The organism is Pseudomonas sp. GW821-FHT02B10, assembly GCF_059421865.1.
This window is the reverse complement of the sequence record NZ_JBWKVU010000008.1, coordinates 151,964-168,249: the sequence shown is the minus strand read 5'-3', so window position 1 is coordinate 168,249 and position 16,286 is coordinate 151,964. Positions and strand designations below refer to the sequence as shown.

Sequence of the window (16,286 nt, the reverse complement as noted above, 5' to 3'; positions counted from 1 at the left end):
ATGCTGCGATCAACCGTTATGCCGGTCGATAAAACTCAACGCCTGATACAAGGCTTCCATTTTCGGCAGCTCGCATCCCGCCGCCTTGGCCGCGGCCAATGGCGCGACATAGATAGCCGACAGCTCCAGCGCTCGCTTGTGCTGGTAGTCGTGGTACATGCTCGGCCAATAGTCCGGCATGCCTTCGGTCACCTTGAACAAATGCTCAGCATAGCCGTCCGGCATGCTGTGACCACAGGCCAGGGCGCCTTGCACCACTTCACGCATCAAGGCCTGAATCAGCTCGCGGCTGTCGGCATCGGCCATCAGTGGCGTGGTGCTAGCGTTGAGCAATACCGACAAACCGTTATAGGGCACGTTCCACACCAGTTTCTGCCAGCGCGCCTGCTGCAGGTTGGCCATGGCCTGGGAGCCGATACCGGCCTTGCGGAACAGCGCAGCCCCCTCTTCCACTATCGCCTGGCGCTGGGAGTCGTCCTGCGCTGCCGGGCCACTGTGATAACCCAGGTTCACCGCGCCCAGCGCCTGATGCTCGATCACCCCGGGGCCGGCACGGTGCACGCAGATAAAACACAGACCGCCCAACAGATGCAACGAGTCGGGAAGCAGGTCGCGCAGGCCGTCCTCCACATCCAGGCCATTCTGCAGTAACAGCACCTTGGCGCCGGGAGCCGCCGCGCGAAGAATCGCCGGAGCCAGCTCGGCGTTGCTGGTGGTCTTGGCCCCCACCAGCAGCCAATCGCAGGGCGGCATGTCTTCGGCACTGGCATAGGCCTGGACCGGATTCAGGGTCAGCTCACCATGCACCGCGCTATGCAGTTGCAAACCCCGCTCGGTGACCGCGGCGAATTCACTGCGCAGCAGGAAATGCACATCCAGGCCGGCCCGCGCCAGCAGCATCCCGTAGAAACCACCGATCGCTCCGGTACCGATAATGCCGATTCGCGGCGTGTGGACTGCTTCCATCAAGGCAACTCCTCTGGAATTCGGTTCAGCGCCTGTGCCAGTCGCTCGCGGAGCGAGCCAGGTGTCAGGCGCGACTGCAAGGCCCCATAAAACTCACCGTCGCGCACCACGAACAGTGCCGGCAAGTGAAACACCTGATAACGCTCGACCGCGCCGCCATTGTTCCCCGCGTCGATCCAGCACAACCGCTCGATCGGCAGATCGAAGCCGGGCAACTGCTGCCGGGCCCAACGACAACTGGCGCAGCCGACGCTGGTGAATATCACCAGCGAAACACCGCTCATCGCCAACAACCGCTGATCGATATCGAAATCAGTGAGCTCCAATTCGACCACTATACTGGGGGAAACAATGTCACATAGCCGACACTCGGAGTCTGCGTTCATGGGACGTTTCATTCCTCATCCTGACGATGTTCCGGTTGAGATGACCTTACGCGAGCACGCATGCATTTCGCGTCAACGGTTGCACACTATCAGCCTCGGCGGCATGGCTTGCAATTATCACCGCGCCTGGCGCCGCGGCACCGCACTGGAAATCTGCATCCCCACACTGGGTGAAAACGCCCGCTACAACGGCTATGTGGCCTGGTGCCTGCGACGCAAGCATGGCTATCTGGTGGGGATCGCCTTCATCGACGAGCAGACCCTGTTCCATGCCCGGATGAGTGAGCAGGTGTGCCAGATCACCCACTACTGCCACCTGCATGAGCCCCAGGCTGAGCAGCGACAGATCGAAGCCCTGGCCCAGCAATGGGTCGAACAGCATGCCGCCGAGTTCTCCCATGACCGGGTTCACCAGGCTTTTATGCAGCCAGCGCTGGATTAAACCCGCCTCTGCCCATTGTCGAGCCCCGGTGTAACGCGCTAAGGTTCGGCTCCCCGACGCGCTTAAATCCGCTGTGCACCGCCGCGCGGGGATCGCTGGCGGCCGGCACCCGTGACCTGACGAGTAACACGATGGCTGATTTACCGATCAACGACCTTAACGTCGCCTCCAACGAAACCCTGATCACTCCCGACCAGCTCAAGCGTGACATCCCGCTGAGCGACGCCGCCCTACGCACCGTGACCAAGGGTCGCGAAGTGATCCGCAATATTCTCGACGGCACCGACCACCGCCTGTTCGTCGTCATCGGCCCGTGCTCGATCCACGACATCAAGGCGGCTCACGAATATGCCGAGCGCCTGAAAGTTCTGGCCGCCGAAGTCTCCGACACCCTTTATCTGGTGATGCGCGTGTACTTCGAGAAACCACGGACCACCGTTGGCTGGAAAGGCTTGATCAACGACCCGTACCTGGACGACTCGTTCAAGATCCAGGACGGCCTGCACATCGGTCGCCAGCTGCTGCTGGACCTGGCCGAGATGGGCCTGCCGACCGCCACCGAAGCGCTGGACCCGATCTCCCCGCAATACCTGCAGGACCTGATCAGCTGGTCGGCGATCGGTGCACGTACCACCGAATCCCAGACCCACCGCGAGATGGCTTCCGGCCTGTCTTCGGCGGTAGGTTTCAAGAACGGCACCGACGGCGGCCTGACCGTTGCCATCAACGCCCTGCAATCGGTTTCCAGCCCTCACCGCTTCCTCGGCATCAACCAGGAAGGCGGCGTATCCATCGTCACCACCAAGGGCAATGCCTACGGTCATGTGGTTCTGCGCGGCGGTAATGGCAAGCCGAACTATGATTCGGTCAGCGTGGCCCTCTGCGAGCAGGCGCTGAACAAGGCGAAGATCAAGCCGAACATCATGGTCGACTGCAGTCACGCCAACTCCAACAAGGACCCGGCCTTGCAGCCGCTGGTGATGGAGAACGTGGCCAACCAGATTCTCGAAGGCAACCAGTCAATCATCGGCCTGATGGTCGAAAGCCACCTGAACTGGGGCTGCCAGGCAATTCCCAAGGACCTGGCCGAACTGCAATACGGCGTGTCGATCACCGATGCTTGCATCGATTGGGAAAGCACCGAGAAAACCTTGCGCAGCATGCACGCCAAGCTCAAGGACGTCCTGCCAAAACGGGCTCGTACCTGACCCCGTATCGCAGACACAAAAACGCCGGGCCAAGCCCGGCGTTTTTTTGGCGTCCCCGCTCAGAGTTTCGCGGCGTGGCGCTGATGGCGCTCCATATAGCGCTCCACATATGAGCACGACGGAATTACCGTGTAACCCATGCGGTCAGCATATTCCAACGCCTGCTCGGTCAGTGCCGCGGCAATACCACGACCACGCAGCGCGTTAGGCACGAACGTCCGATAAATATCCAGGGTCTGCTTACCCAGGTCCATATAGGTCAGGTAGGCACGATGACCGTCCACATTGGTCTCGAATTGATGACCAGCCTGGTCATGGTGGATGGACAACGCCTCGCTCATCACTACTCCTCGCGGGTCTTGGATTCTGACCCCTACCTTACCGATGTTTTTCCGGCGAAGGAACAACTACGCCACCCCGTGCCTGCCTGGACACCGAGGAGAGCTTGCCGCTCTCGCATGACCGAGCACGTTTCAAATAGTAGGCACCATTGGCACCAATGCTCAAGGGACGCTTGCGTTCAAGATACTGGCATCAGGCCAGTTTGCTGTCGATACTTCCCCGGACCTGTTCCCAGCCACATGCAAAACGCTCGATCAAACCGCCTGAGGATCAACAACCTGAACATCGCCGGATGTTGAGATTTAAGACGAGCCCACCCATTTAAAGTCACCTCAACATGGACAAAGATGCGTGAGGCGCCCCACAGATTCTGAACAAAAGTGTAGACGAGTCGATATAGATAGACTTTAGCCTACACTCCGCAAGCGCCGTGCAAAGGGGCTCTACGGCAGATACGGTTAACAAGCGCAACCTCCCAACAGGGTGACAAGGTTGCGTATTTTTTATACAGATCGATAAAAAGTTGCTCGAAAAAGATTCAACGCCTAGAATTTTTTTTGCTTCTTGCGCTACGTCAGTTTACTTACTACAAGTAATGGGTAGTATGTACGCCGGCCATTTCATCACTCGGATGAGATAGCTACTTAATAGAAAGTCCTTGAAGGGGAACACGATGAACAACGTTCTGAAATTCTCTGCTCTGGCTCTGGCCGCAGTTCTGGCTACCGGTTGCAGCAGCGTATCCAAAGAAACCGAAGCTCGTCTGACTGCAACTGAAGACGCAGCAGCTCGTGCCCAGGCTCGTGCAGACGAAGCCTACCGTAAAGCTGATGAAGCTCTGGCTGCTGCTCAAAAAGCACAACAGACTGCTGACGAAGCTAACGAGCGCGCTCTGCGTATGCTGGAAAAAGCTAGCCGCAAGTAATAATCCCTCGGGATTGTTATCGAGCCGATCCATTTATTGGGTCGGCTTTTTTATTGCCCGGATTTTCTTGCGGCAATAAAAAACCCGTCGACGCCCGAAAGCATCGACGGGTTGCTGTTCCAGCCGTTACTGCTGCATATCGATAGGCAGCGCCGATACTACGGGTGCAGTGGTCGGTACGGCGATCTCTACTGGCAAACCATCTTCGGCCGCCACCACGTCGCGCACTACATCCCAATTCATCCGCAGGTTATTGGCCAGGTCTTCACGCTTGAGCAAGGCGTTGATCACCGCGGTGTGCTTGTCCACGACCGACGGATTGCCCTTGTCATCCAGCGGCGTATGAGCCTCCAGATAAACTTTGCCAGCGCTGATACCGAACTTGTACGGATCGTTGAGGATGCGCACCGATGTCCCCACCGGCACCATGCTCGCCATTTCCAGGACGTTGTTGTTGAACATCCGGAAGCAGCCGTGGCTGGTGCGCATGCCGATCCCGAACTTCTTGTTCGAACCGTGGATCAGGTAGCCCGGTGTGCCCAGGGTGAACTTGAATGGCCCCAACGGATTGTCCGGACCCGCCGGCACCACGTTTGGCAGCGGGTCACCGTCAGCGGCGTGCTCGGCCTTGATCGAGGCTGGCGGAGTCCAGGTCGGATTCGGCGTCTTCGCGACAATGCTGGTATGGGCGATCGGCGACCCCCAACCTTCCCGGCCGATACCCAGGGGGAAGGTGTACACCACGTTCCGCCCTTTCGGGTAGTAGTACAGGCGATATTCAGCCAGGTTGATCACGATGCCTTCACGAGGTCCCGGCGGCAGGATGAAACGCGTCGGCAACACCACTTCGGTGCCCGCGCCCGGCAACCAAGGATCCACTCCCGGGTTGGCCGCGACCATCTCGTAATAGCCCAGGTCGTAGGTCGTGCCCAGGTCGGCAAAGGTGTCTTCGTACTTGGCCTTGATCACCTGTACCTGACCGACGATATCTTCGCCCGGTGGAGGTAGAGGCAGTTCCAATGCGGCAACGGGGCCGGCCACACAGAAGGCGGCAAGCGTCAGGCAACGGGTGACGACAGGAAAGCGCGGCAACATCCGGAAAATCCTTCGCATGATCAACGAGTAAAAAAAGTGATTGTACACCCGCCCCCGTGGCTGCGGGAGCAACAGCTGCATCAGCAAAGAGGGAGCCGGGCGAGAACTTGCTGCCTTACAGTTCGAAACGCAACTCTGGCCAGATAGGTGGCGTGCCGCGCTTTTGCGATTCGAGGATCGCTCGGCACAACGGACACAGGCGCTGGTCCTGGAAAATGGTCCGGTCGACACTCGACCAGCGCGGTTGCGCGGGCAGCAAGGTGCCGCACAACGTGCGATCGGCAGAGCCGCCCAGCTCCAGCTGACGCGTCACCAGGTGCACCCGGACTTCCTGGCAGGCGAACAGGTCGAGCTGTTCGTCAGGCTCGATCAGTTGGTAGGCAAACAGGGACCAGGCGGGACGCGGCATCGGGGGCTCCAAATCGGGGGCGCCACATTAGCCGAAACACTGCCGGTAGAAAAGCGTCAAAGCAGCGGTTTTAGCGTCGGCCAGACATTTTCCAGCAACTTGCCCTGAGCGGTGACCGCAGGGTGGATGCCATCGGCCTGCATCAGCTCGGGATTGCCGCCGACCCCTTCCAGAAAAAATGGCACCAGCGCTACGTTTTTTTCATTCGCGAGCTTGCTGTACACCTCGGCAAACGCCTGGGTATAACGCACGCCGTAATTGGGTGGCAGCTGCATGCCAAGCAACAGCACCTTGGCACCACTGGCCTGGGAGCTGTCGATCATCGAAGCAAGATTTTGTTGCAATTGCGTGGGCTGTTGCCCACGCAGGCCATCGTTGCCGCCCAACTCGAGAATCACCAGCTCCGGCTTGTGCTCTGCAAGCAGCGCCGGCAGCCGCGCCTGGCCACCTGCGCTGGTGTCACCACTGATGGAAGCATTGACCACCTTATCGTTGAAACCTTCGCTCTTGAGCCGTTGCTCGAGCAGTGCCACCCACCCCTGCCGGGTATCCAGGCCGAAAGCCGCGCTGATACTATCGCCAACGATCAGGACTGTACCCGCCGCTGCGTTCTGGGCCATGCACATCAAGGCCAGGCCAGCACTCAAAAACCACACACGCATCGGATTCTCCATGGGCGCAAGCATTCTCACTGCGCGGAACCTTAGCAAAGTGGTTCCCAGCGCGGAAGGTGAACTGACCATCCTGCACGAACTCAGCCTGGAACTGAACAAAGGCGACAGCCTGGCCATCGTCGGCAGTTCCGGCTCCGGAAAATCCACCCTGCTCGGCCTGCTGGCCGGGCTCGACCTGCCCAGCAGCGGCGAGGTCACCTTGGCCGGTCGCAGTCTCGGCACATTGGACGAAGACCAGCGCGCCCGAATCAGGGCCGAGCATGTGGGCTTCGTCTTCCAGTCGTTCCAACTGCTCGACAGCCTCAATGCCCTGGAGAACGTCATGTTGCCCATGGAGCTGGACGGCCGTCGGGATGCCCGCGAGCGTGCGACCGAACTGCTCCAGCGCGTCGGGCTCGGGCAGCGCCTGAGTCACTCGCCTCGCCAGCTCTCCGGCGGCGAACAACAGCGGGTGGCCATCGCCCGCGCCTTCGCCGCCGAACCTGACGTGCTGTTCGCCGATGAGCCAACCGGCAACCTCGACAGCCACACCGGCGAGCGCATCAGCGACCTGCTGTTCGATCTGAACAAGGAAAGCGGTACGACGCTGGTCCTGGTCACTCACGATGAACGCCTGGCCCATCGTTGCCGGCGCCTGATCCGCCTTGAAGCCGGCCTGCTGGTCGCCCCCCTGGAGCCTTGATGGCACGCCTGCCGCTGTTGCGCCTGTTCAGCCTTGCCGTTCGCCAACTTCTGCGCGACGCCCGCGCCGGAGAACTGCGGGTATTGTTCTTCGCCCTGGTGGTGGCCGTAGCCGCCAGCACCGCCATCGGCTATTTCGGTGCGCGCCTCAACAGCGCGATGCTGTTGCGCGCCACGGAGTTTCTCGGCGCGGACCTACTGCTTGAAAGCAGCTCTCCAGCACGGCCCGAACAGATACAGAGCGGTCGGGAACTGGGCCTGCAACATGCACAGGTGGTGGAGTTCTCCAGTGTGATCGCCACCGACAATGGCATCCAGCTTTCCAGTATCAAGGCCGCGGACAACGCCTACCCGCTGCGCGGCGAACTGAAAAGCGCCCCGGCCCCTTACGCGACGGAAGAAACCGGCGGTGGTCCGCAACCGGGTGAAGCCTGGGTCGAAGCCCGACTATTGACCGCGCTGGACCTGAAAATCGGCGACAGCATCGACGTCGGGATGAAAACCCTGCGCCTGAGCCGGGTACTGACTTACGAACCGGATCGCGCCGGCAACTTCTATAGCCTGACCCCCAGGGTCCTGATCAACCTGAGCGACCTGAACGCCACCGGCGTGGTGCAACCGGGTAGCCGGGTCAGTTACAAGGAGCTCTGGCGCGGGCCGGGAAGCGCCCTGGAAACCTATCGCCAATTGATCAAGCCAGGCCTGGCGGCCAATCAGCGCCTGCAGGATGCCCGAGATGGCAACCGCCAGATCGGCGGAGCCCTGGGCAAGGCCGAACGCTACTTGAACATGGCCAGCCTGGTGGCGGTGCTGCTGGCAGGCGTGGCGGTTGCCCTGTCCGCTGCGCGCTTCGCTTCCCGCCGTTTCGACGCCAGCGCGCTGCTGCGCTGCCTGGGCCTGTCCCGCCGGGAAACCATGCTGCTGTTCACCCTGCAACTGGCCCTGCTCGGCATCCTGGCCAGCATCGTCGGCGCGCTGCTCGGCTGGCTCGCCCAGCTTGGGCTGTTTTACCTGCTGCATGACCTGCTACCCACCGATGTGCCTCCTGGCGGGCTGCTTCCCGCTGTCGCCGGTATCGGCACCGGCCTGGTGGCACTTGGCGGTTTCGCCTTGCCGCCACTGGCGGCGCTGGGGCGTGTCCCACCCTTGCGGGTGTTGCGCCGTGACCTGCTGCCGATCCCCCCAAGCACCTGGATGGTGTATGGCGCCGCCTTGCTGGCCCTGGGCTTGATCATGTGGCGCCTGAGCCTGGATCTGCTGTTGACCTTTGCCTTGCTCGGCGGCGGCGTCATTGCTGCCCTGGTTCTGGGCGGATTACTGCTGCTGGCCCTGCAGAGTCTGCGTCGCTTGCTGGCCAAGGCATCGCTGCCATGGCGCCTGGGGCTGGGCCAACTGCTGCGGCATCCTTTGGCCGCTGCCGGGCAATCCCTGGCCTTCGGCTTGATTCTGCTGTCGATGGCCTTGATTGCGCTGTTACGTGGAGAATTGCTCGACACCTGGCAAAACCAGTTGCCCAAGAACGCACCAAACTATTTCGCGCTGAATATCCTGCCCGCGGACAAACAAGCTTTCACCGACAAGCTGGTGGCGCTTTCCGCCCCTTCCGCGCCGCTGTATCCGGTAGTGCCAGGGCGGCTGATCAGCATCAACGGCGAACCGGTCCGGGAAATCGTCAGCAAGGACTCCAGTGGCGATCGCGCCGTGCAGCGCGATTTGAGCCTGACCTGGGCCGCGGATCTGCCAGCGGGCAACAAGATCATCAGCGGCTTGTGGTGGGCACAACAGCCCGAAGGGGATTTGCCTGGCGTCTCGGTCGAGGCCCAGGTGGCCGAAAGCCTGAAACTCAAACTCGGCGACCAGATGACATTCAGCGTCGGCGGAGTCAACCGCGAGGCCAGGGTGACCAGCCTGCGAGAAATCAACTGGGACAACTTCCAGCCCAACTTCTTCATGATCTTTCAGCCGGGCACGCTGCAGGATCTGCCCGCCACTTACCTGACCAGCTTCTATCTGGCTGCGGGTCATGACCAGCAGGTGGTCGAGTTGTCCAGGGCGTTTCCGGCAGTGACCATCCTGCAAGTGGAGGCTCTGCTCGAACAACTGCGCAGCATCCTGGCCCAGGTCACCCTGGCCGTGGAATACGTGCTGCTGTTTGTGCTCGCCGCCGGCATGGCCGTGCTGTTTTCCGGACTGCAGGCCACCCTGGACGAGCGTATTCGTCAGGGCGCCCTGCTACGGGCGCTGGGTGCGGAACGACAATTACTGGTCAAGGCCCGGCGTATCGAGTTCGGGCTGCTGGGAGTCGTCAGCGGGCTACTGGCGGCATTGGGATCGGAACTGGTGAGCCTGGTGCTGTATCGGTTTGCCTTCGACCTGCCCTGGCATCCACATCCTTGGCTGTTGCTCCTGCCTGTTATCGGTGCCCTGCTGATCGGCGGTGCCGGTGTCTACGGGACACGCCGGGCCTTGAATGCCAGCCCACTGACAGTACTGCGCGAGGGGTAAGCCCCTCGCAGGCAGTTCATTTCACGTATTCGATCTGATTGATCCACCAGCACATTTCTCCACCGGGCGTCTGCACTATCGCCTCGTCGCCGACTTCTTTCTTCAAGAGCGCCCGGGCCATGGGCGAATCGATAGAGATGTAATCCTTCTGCCCGTATATCTCGTCATAACCGACGATACGGAAACGCTTGGTTTCACCCTCTTCATTCTCGATATCGACCCAGGCGCCGAAGAAAACCCGACCCTCCTGTTCCGGCGAATAAGACACGACCTTCATGTCTTCGAGTCGCTTGCGCAAGTAGCGAACCCGGCGATCAATTTCCCTCAGGAGTTTCTTGTTGTATTGATAATCGGCGTTTTCACTTCTGTCCCCCAGGGAGGCCGCCCAAGTGACTTTCTGCGTCACATCCGGACGCTTCTCCCGCCACAGGTAATCCAGCTCGTTTTTCAGAGCCTCGAAACCTTCCTGCGTAATGAGCTTGGTACTCAATTGGTTAAATTCCCCATGCAGAGCCTTATGAGCCAGTTCAGCATTATGGTTGAATCGAGACCTTGAGAACCAATGCTAAGCGAGATAGACCCACCTGCAGCACACCTCCTCACGGGGATGCCCTATCCAGAGTGAACAGGCCGATAACACTACCACTTGGGTTTTGTACGAAAAAGCGGTCGTGCTAGGTCAATGGGGCATCAAACCCACGTGCGAATCCACATTAGAATGCACATATCTAAAACCGGATACACCCCATCAGTTCTCTCCAGCTTGCGCCGTCTGACTGCATTCTCCGCCTTTTCACACAGGCCAAATGCGGCTTTATTGAAATACCCAATACACTAAAAAAGAGAACTGTAATTCTAGCAGAAGCGCTTTACTCATCATCGCTGAGCAATGTACTGGATATGCTATGCAGGCTGTTATTGAAGGTCACCGTCTCATTGAAGCCTTTTACAATATTGCTGAGCTTCTTACGGGTGCTGGACAACTGCGCTAACCTTTCCACTAGCTCTGTATTTTTTTGCTGGATTCCGGCGTCTCTCTTTTCCAGTTCGGCTGCGCGAATACTTTGCTTAGCGGAAATTTCATCAAGGCGTTGCTGCTCAAGCTGCATTAGTTCAGAGCGCCGGGCAACACTTCGCTCTCTGGACTCTACACTTTCAGCCAGCTGTTGAAGCGCAGCACTGCGTTCCGCAATCACTCGGGAATTATGCTCAGCGGATTTATCGATCGTGATTTTCTCTTGCTGAAGCTGACTTTGTACCTGGCGCAGGTGCTCTTCTTTTTCATGAAGTTTACGCTCTCGCTCTTGCAACTGCTCCTTCAAAAGCTCCAAAGCTTCCTGTTGTTTCACCGCAACCAACTTTTGCTGTGTCAACTCCTGCGCCATAAGTGCAAGATTAGACAAAGTGCTTTCCACATCAAGAAGTAGGTGGTCGGTATCCGCCCCTTGAAGTGCAGCTTCAGCCTCAGGAAGCGTCGCCACCAGAAACTGCGTTTCATCCAGTGAACTCTCTAAGGGGATTGGGCAATCAGCCACCTCATCCGGTGTTACATCCCCAGCAACTTGAGCGGATTGATCGATATCTGCGGCAGCCTGAACCTGCCTATCCATCAAAGTTGGAACACTGTCAAATATCGACAGGTCGTACTCATCACTCTGGATCAATTTCACCGTTTCCTCCGAAGCCAAATCGCGAACCACTTCCGCCAAGCCAGCCAATGTGTTCTGTATACCTTGGGACAGGCGCCCAATGTCGGTCTCCGAGTTGGCAGACGGGTCAGCGATAACCTCAGGTGTCAAATGGTCAGACAAGGGAGCATCAATTTCAGATGAGTCGACATGTTTTTCGGCATTCGTAGTCGGCACTTCAGTCATATCGTATTGAAAACTCTCGGTAAATAATGAAGCATCAGTAAGAACCTTCTCTATATCCGTCTCAACTTTTCCTGGCTTTTGAGAGAGCTCCTCTGGATCTCCAATCGGAGCAAATCCGGATGGAGCACCATCGAATACATCGCCTTCAAGATCCTCAACGGCTCCCGGCGAGCGATGCTCATTCGAATCAGAAACCTCATCCATGTGCTCCGCGACAACCTGTGCCGCAGGAGTATCTTGAGAAGCCATGGAAATAGAGACATCGAGCGCAGGAACTCCGAGTTCAACGCTGTCAATTGCAGGCAGGCAGACAACCGAGGCCTCTGACGAGATGAGCTTCATCACCAGATTTTTCTTGATGGTGAGTGAACGATGATCCGATAGATTCCCTGTCGGTATCACACAATTCTTAAGGTCAATCAGATGGTAAGGAATATCAGTACTACCACCAGCACCTTGCTGTCGCCCCTCAGGCAGGCTCGCATGGGTGACTATTTCCTTGAAGACTTGAATAACCTGACGCCAATCTTCTTCGGCCTCGATCGAGCTCAGCGAATAACTCTGCCCTGCCTTATTTAGCATCGCCAAATAAACTCGCGACTCTCCGACCTCAGCACCCTCATTTAAGCTATAGGCAAGAAAATTGCGGCTCAGCATAGGAATTGCAAAACTGCAGAGCACCGCACCGTTCAGAACTTCCTGCTCTGCGTTTTTGATGGAAATAGTTCGTAGCAGCATCGCCGGTTTAGACTCCATTATACATCTAAAAATATGTAGCACGGAGTAAAAAGTACCTCCTAACAACACATGCCAGCAACTGGATAACTCCTATTTTCCAGGTAGAATTATCCGACAACTCACTACCAGAAAACTCAATTCTTTCGATTTATCCTACTATCACCGATAGCATTGACAACTGCGACCTCACTTAAGAGGAATATTCAAGCCCCTCTGCGGGCTGAGCTTGAACAACCACCAATTATAATTCGACCATAGCATGATTAATCCTCCCGCCAGCAGTAGCAATACTACTCCAGCCCCTCCTGTCAATATTAGTCGTTGCTGCCAGCCAAAAAAACACAGCGCGATACCAGCCACCCCCATTAACATAGACAGAGAAGGAGCGAACCAGTAGATAACACGATCAAGACGTAAAAGCATGTTGAATAACCAAGAGCCTTTCAGGTGAGAGGTCGGTCTAAAGATAATAATACGCATAGAGAGCGGGGGGCTTGGCCAGATCAAAACGGGGCTAAACCATAACTTAGCCACACAATGACAACTATCAGATTCGTCTGATTTAGTTTTCAGAGTGCTCGGATAACATACGCAGGGCACCCTCCCCCTAAATATCGAGATGCCTTGCATGGGAAGTATCATCATCGTCGACGACCATCCGTTGATTCGACTCGCCATAAGAACCGTTCTGGAACCTCACGAACACAACATCGTCGCGGAGGCGGACAACGGGGCCGACGCCGTCCAGCTGGTACGCAAGCATCTTCCAGACCTGCTCATCCTGGACTTGAACATACCCAACCTCGACGGTTTTTCCGTTATCTCCCATATAAAGTCCGCTGGACTGCCAATAAAGACACTGGTGCTGACTTCCAGCAACTCCAAGAACTTCGCCTTGCGCTGTTTGCAGGCCGGTGCGGCCGGGTTTCTGTGCAAGAACGATAATCTGAACGAACTGGCTAATGCGGTAAAAGCCATATTGTCGGGGTATAGCTATTTCCCCGAGGATACAATCAGCACCTTGCAACAGAATACAAACGCCGCCTGCCAAGAGAGTGTCTTGATTGCCCAACTGACCGACCGGGAAATCACCGTCCTGAAACTGCTGGCAAGCGGTCTGAATAATCAGAAAATCGCGGATGCGTTGCTGATCAGTCACAAGACGGTGAGCACCTATAAGGTCAGACTGCTAAAACGGTTCAATGTTTCCAATCTGGTAGCGCTGGCGGAGCTGGCCAAACGCAACTCCGTAGTTTGAACCCCTGATATCGATGCAGCCTTTAGCTGGGATTCAGAAACATCGCCCCACCTCGACAGCCAGGTTGATCACCTACGGTACTTACCTACGGGTGATCAACCCCTGTCGAGCCACACGGGTCAGATGCCGGATGACTTCCGCAGCATTTTCCGAGCTGGGCGCCTGTATCACCGCAAGGTCAAAACTGTCGTTGGCAAAACGTGCCAAGGACTCGCCGTCTTCAATGAACTGGATCAGAAAGGCCGAAGGGCCTGTGCTGCGACGTGGCCAGCCATCGAGATAACGCAGCAATGTCGGCTGGTGTGTGCCGCCAAGAAGAATTTTTGGATTGCGCTGAACAAGATTCGCCGTGATTGGCGCAAGACGTACAGGAGGGTGAAGTGCATTCATCGTGTCGTGTCTCTGCCTCAATTTTCTGCCGGGCAGGTGAGAGGCAACACCGAACCAGCGCTTTAGCGGTATTTCGAAGCCGGTAGAGCTTCTGTCGGTGATATTCCGAATCACCTGGCGCCCCGCAAGTAGCTGTTTAAATCGGCGCATGGGTAACAATCCTAGAGAAGCCGACGGGGTAGTGTCAAGAATCCCCAATAACGAAATCAGCAACGAAAAAGGCCCGCTATAAGCGGGCCTTGGGTGTTTTCTGGAAGTTACTTGGCAATCGCCGCATCGAGTGACAATTTGCCCGCGCCTTCGATCAGAACCGCAATGGTGCCGCCGAGCAGAGCCAGGGCGAACTCATAACCATTGTTCGCCATGAACAGGCCATTGCTGATGTGCACGGAGAAAATCGCCACCAGCAAGGTGAAGCTCAACCCCAACGCGGCAGGACGTGCCAACAGACCGATAATCAGCGCCAGACCGCCGAAGAACTCGGTACCGCCCGCCAACAGCGCCATCAAATGTCCTGGTGCCAAGCCGATGCTCTCCATCCACTGTGCCGTACCTGCCAATCCGTAACCACCAAACAAGCCGAAAAGCTTTTGCGCGCCGTGAGCGGCGAAAATGATGCCGACAAAAACTCGCAGGACGGTCAGGCCGTAGCCTGCACGAGTGTTCAGTACGGTTTTGATCAGTGTGCTCATGCTGTGTAGTCCTTTGTAGTGTTGGGTAATGGGTCGCTATATTAATCACAAAATCTCATGTTAAAAGTGCAAAAATAGCAAGATAACAATCAACTTTATCGATTACTTCCTTGAGACGACCTTACGCGCTTGCGGCTCCAACGATTCGCGTTCCCGGTCAAAGGCCAAATAGTATTTGTTGACGCTATTAACATAGCTGACGGCGCCCATTCCGACCTGTTCCATGGCAATGCGCTCGACCTGGAAAAACCACTGATTGGGGTTCAACCCACGTCGCCGGGCTTCGGTCCGCATACCCTGCACTCGCTCCGGCCCCATGTTGTAGGCCGCCAGGACAAATGCCATACGCTCGCGCTCGTTGAGCTTGGGACTGGAAAAGAACTTGCGCCGGATCAATGCAAGGTACTTGGCTCCGGCCAGCACATTGCTATCGAGGGTCTGGATGTTATTGACCCCTACCCGCTGGGCGGCTGACGGGGTGATCTGCATCAGGCCGGTCGGGCCGCTGCCGCTTCTGGCAGAGGGCTGCAACGACGACTCCTTGAAGGCCAGCGCCGCCAGGTTCAACCAGTCCATGTTCTGTGCATCGGCATGCTTCTGTAATACCGGGCGCAATTTTTCCAGGCGCTGGCGATCGGCTCGGGTCAAAGGGTTATGCACCTGATACAGGCGTCGATAGATGCGCAAGAACGCAACATCCTGATCCGCCGGAGCCTTGTAGACCTTCAGGAAACGATCGATGCTCGCCCGCAGCATCGAGGCATCCCGCCGCACGAACCAGTGCTCCTCGCCAGGCTCGCTGATGACCAGTTGCCGATCAAAACGCAGCTTCGGCAGAACTTTGCCCCAGCGCTCGGCAATGGGCTTCTCGACGATGGTCAGGTGAAAGATCCCGCCCTGGACCATTTCCAGGACATCTTCGACTGCCAGGCTCGGATCGACCCACTCGACCTTGACCGGCGCCAGCTTATGCAGCGCCAGCTTCTGATTGATCTGGCTCACCGCATCCCCGGCAGCGCTGCCTGTGGTCAGCGCCAGGGTCTTGCCGGAGAGCTGTTCAGGCCGGGTGTAGCGCCGCTCGCCCTTGATTCCCACCAGCAGCAACGGCACGTTGCTGGCGACCGGTTCACTGGGGCTTACCGCTTGCCCCGGTAGCGCCTCCAACAACTCTCCCGGAGCGACCAGATCCCCCTCGCCACGCTGCAACGCACCGAGCAATTGATCCTTGGCTTTGGGAATGATCTTGAGACTGATTTCCTGACCGTCGCGAGCGTGACCATTGAGGTACTGCTCAAAGGCACGCAGACGGTGATATTCGACACCGATGGCCTGGCCCTGGACTTCACCGGAGCTATTGCGACTCTGGTTGACCAGCACGCGCAAGACCCGGCTGCTGCGAATGTCCGCCAGGTCGCGGACCTTGCCCGCTACGGCCGCTTCCGGAGGGCCAGCCAAGCGTGCTACCGCCGGCAGGGGCAGCAGCAACGACAAGCACAACGCTAGCAAAACCGAGGGTCGCGTCATCCGCTCTCCGGGAAGAATACTGTCCGGGTTTTCGGGCAATGGCGAAAACGCGGGCGACAGAAACAGAGCGCCTAGAGCGCTGACAAGATGCGAAAGACTGGCACAACCACGGCTGGCAAACCAACCGCAGCCTTTCTTCCGGCATCAAGAGACAGCTTCAACTCGTTGTAGTTCTTG

Annotated in this window: 17 protein-coding genes; 6 read left to right on the top strand and 11 right to left on the bottom strand. The window is 57.6% G+C overall.

All coding sequences use genetic code 11. The features are described from left to right. Positions 1 to 9: 9 nt before the first annotated feature. Together AC07VU_RS18625 and AC07VU_RS18620 are read right to left on the bottom strand one after the other, a co-directional pair. On the bottom strand, positions 10 to 966 hold the full coding sequence (locus AC07VU_RS18625) for a putative 2-dehydropantoate 2-reductase (protein WP_277589369.1): 957 nt from the start codon (positions 964 to 966) through the stop codon (positions 10 to 12). Continuing rightward, complete coding sequence (locus AC07VU_RS18620; RefSeq protein ID WP_274304264.1) at positions 966 to 1,352, bottom strand: thioredoxin family protein; 387 nt, start codon at positions 1,350 to 1,352, stop codon at positions 966 to 968. The genes AC07VU_RS18625 and AC07VU_RS18620 overlap by 1 nt, the downstream gene beginning before the upstream one ends. On the opposite strand from AC07VU_RS18620, the gene AC07VU_RS18615 reads away from it, so the two are divergent. Continuing rightward, complete coding sequence (locus AC07VU_RS18615) at positions 1,351 to 1,794, top strand: PilZ domain-containing protein (protein WP_007931382.1); 444 nt, start codon at positions 1,351 to 1,353, stop codon at positions 1,792 to 1,794. The two genes, AC07VU_RS18620 and AC07VU_RS18615, sit on opposite strands and share 2 nt — an antisense overlap. Positions 1,795 to 1,925: 131 nt before the next feature. Next, entirely contained in the window at positions 1,926 to 3,002 is a 1,077-nt protein-coding gene (locus AC07VU_RS18610) for a 3-deoxy-7-phosphoheptulonate synthase (RefSeq protein ID WP_495030229.1), read from the top strand. A gap of 59 nt (positions 3,003 to 3,061) precedes the next feature. On the opposite strand, the gene AC07VU_RS18605 is transcribed toward AC07VU_RS18610, so the two are convergent. Then, positions 3,062 to 3,343: a GNAT family N-acetyltransferase gene (locus AC07VU_RS18605; RefSeq protein WP_007931380.1), complete on the bottom strand. Its 282-nt coding sequence runs from the start codon at positions 3,341 to 3,343 to the stop codon at positions 3,062 to 3,064. Between the two features lie 674 nt (positions 3,344 to 4,017). Here AC07VU_RS18605 and oprI point away from each other — a divergent pair. Beyond that, entirely contained in the window at positions 4,018 to 4,269 is a 252-nt protein-coding gene (gene oprI / locus AC07VU_RS18600) for an outer membrane lipoprotei OprI (protein ID WP_003448337.1), read from the top strand. A 126-nt stretch (positions 4,270 to 4,395) separates the two neighbouring features. Here oprI and AC07VU_RS18595 read toward each other — a convergent pair whose 3' ends face one another. The 3 genes from AC07VU_RS18595 to AC07VU_RS18585 all read right to left on the bottom strand — a co-directional run bounded on the left by AC07VU_RS18595 (position 4,396) and on the right by AC07VU_RS18585 (position 6,435). Next, positions 4,396 to 5,364 carry a L,D-transpeptidase family protein gene (locus tag AC07VU_RS18595; RefSeq protein WP_007931379.1) on the bottom strand — a complete coding sequence of 323 codons (969 nt, stop codon included), beginning with the start codon at positions 5,362 to 5,364 and terminating at the stop codon, positions 4,396 to 4,398. A gap of 115 nt (positions 5,365 to 5,479) precedes the next feature. Continuing rightward, a complete protein-coding gene (locus tag AC07VU_RS18590; protein WP_007931378.1) occupies positions 5,480 to 5,773 on the bottom strand; it encodes a hypothetical protein in 294 nt (97 codons plus the stop codon). Between the two features lie 56 nt (positions 5,774 to 5,829). Continuing rightward, complete coding sequence (locus AC07VU_RS18585) at positions 5,830 to 6,435, bottom strand: arylesterase (protein ID WP_274304265.1); 606 nt, start codon at positions 6,433 to 6,435, stop codon at positions 5,830 to 5,832. A 10-nt stretch (positions 6,436 to 6,445) separates the two neighbouring features. Here AC07VU_RS18585 and AC07VU_RS18580 point away from each other — a divergent pair, with 10 nt between their 5' ends. Continuing rightward, entirely contained in the window at positions 6,446 to 7,129 is a 684-nt protein-coding gene (locus tag AC07VU_RS18580) for an ABC transporter ATP-binding protein (RefSeq protein ID WP_007931376.1), read from the top strand. After that, entirely contained in the window at positions 7,129 to 9,633 is a 2,505-nt protein-coding gene (locus AC07VU_RS18575; RefSeq protein WP_495030228.1) for an ABC transporter permease, read from the top strand. Before AC07VU_RS18580 ends, AC07VU_RS18575 begins: the two co-directional genes overlap by 1 nt. 16 nt (positions 9,634 to 9,649) lie before the next feature. Here AC07VU_RS18575 and greB read toward each other — a convergent pair whose 3' ends face one another. Continuing rightward, positions 9,650 to 10,123, bottom strand: coding sequence for a transcription elongation factor GreB (greB, locus tag AC07VU_RS18570; protein WP_009044968.1), 474 nt, complete (start codon positions 10,121 to 10,123; stop codon positions 9,650 to 9,652). Positions 10,124 to 10,502: 379 nt separating this feature from the next. Continuing rightward, positions 10,503 to 12,263 (bottom strand): hypothetical protein, encoded by a 1,761-nt coding sequence (locus AC07VU_RS18565; RefSeq protein WP_495030227.1) that lies wholly within the window; start codon positions 12,261 to 12,263, stop codon positions 10,503 to 10,505. Positions 12,264 to 12,873: 610 nt separating this feature from the next. Here AC07VU_RS18565 and AC07VU_RS18560 point away from each other — a divergent pair. Next, positions 12,874 to 13,503, top strand: coding sequence for a response regulator transcription factor (locus AC07VU_RS18560; protein ID WP_007931372.1), 630 nt, complete (start codon positions 12,874 to 12,876; stop codon positions 13,501 to 13,503). Positions 13,504 to 13,584: 81 nt separating this feature from the next. Here the strand turns inward: AC07VU_RS18560 and AC07VU_RS18555 are convergent, their stop codons facing one another. The 3 genes from AC07VU_RS18555 to AC07VU_RS18545 form a co-directional block, all read right to left on the bottom strand. Beyond that, positions 13,585 to 13,893: a hypothetical protein gene (locus tag AC07VU_RS18555; RefSeq protein WP_037035956.1), complete on the bottom strand. Its 309-nt coding sequence runs from the start codon at positions 13,891 to 13,893 to the stop codon at positions 13,585 to 13,587. 257 nt (positions 13,894 to 14,150) lie between these two features. Continuing rightward, the gene (locus AC07VU_RS18550; RefSeq protein ID WP_007931371.1) at positions 14,151 to 14,585 is read right to left on the bottom strand and encodes a DoxX family protein; all 435 of its coding nucleotides are present in this window, start codon (positions 14,583 to 14,585) and stop codon (positions 14,151 to 14,153) included. Positions 14,586 to 14,687: 102 nt separating this feature from the next. Next, positions 14,688 to 16,109: an MltF family protein gene (locus AC07VU_RS18545; RefSeq protein ID WP_053262173.1), complete on the bottom strand. Its 1,422-nt coding sequence runs from the start codon at positions 16,107 to 16,109 to the stop codon at positions 14,688 to 14,690. Positions 16,110 to 16,286 lie beyond the last annotated feature (177 nt).